Source organism: Gilliamella sp. Lep-s35 (assembly GCF_009795845.1).
Lineage (GTDB): Bacteria > Pseudomonadota > Gammaproteobacteria > Enterobacterales > Orbaceae > Gilliamella.
Window position 1 is genome coordinate 1 of the sequence record NZ_WTEX01000074.1, and the last position, 827, is coordinate 827.

Sequence of the window (827 nt, forward strand, 5' to 3'; positions counted from 1 at the left end):
AACGTTTAGTATTTAAACTTATAGAATTCACAACTATACATCTTTATCATAAATCAGTAGTTGACGCCATTATGGCGGTAAACCCACAAGGTGTTTTATTTACTAAAGTAGAAGATTGGTATTTTTAAAAGAGATGAATGAATTTGAATATTACGTTATTAATCGGGCAGGCGATAAAGCCTACCCTTTGATTGGCGCCCAAGATGATTCCTTCCATACAATGATGTACCCAAGAACAAGAATTGAAAATCCAGAGATGGTAAAGTAGTTGACGCCATTATGGCGGTAAACCCACAAGGTGTTTTATTTACTAAAGTAGAAGATTGGAGTTTTTAAAAGATATGAATGAATTTGAATATTACATTATTGATCGGGCAGGCGATAACGCCTACCCTTTTATTGGCGCCCAAGATGATTCCTTCCATACAATGATGTACCCAAGAACAAAAACAAGAATTGAAAATCCAGAGATGGTAAGTTACAAGTACTGCGAACCTATTCCAAGAAAACCAGTCATTGGCGATTATTTTTCAGAACCGGACAGCATTGTATCCAAAAAAATAGCCGAGGTATTAGCGCCGTTAGATATTAAAGGCATACAACTTATCCCTGCCAAAATAGAGACCAACACCGGCGATATTTTAGAAGATTATTTTTATATTCATATCTATAACTACCTTAAAGCGGTCGATCGGGAAAAATCCAAATGCAAAGTAGATCGTTATGATCCGAATTTATTACGTTGGATTGATCGATTTGAATTAGACCGCAAAGTATTGGAAAAAATCCCACTAGAAGAACGTTTAGTATTTAAACTTATAGAATTC

General features: G+C 35.2%; 1 protein-coding gene. It reads left to right on the forward strand.

The window, feature by feature from the left end; all coding sequences use genetic code 11:
• Positions 1-341: 341 nt before the first annotated feature.
• The coding region (locus tag GQ590_RS12070; protein ID WP_160409301.1) for a DUF1629 domain-containing protein at positions 342-827 on the forward strand (486 nt) is incomplete at its 3' end.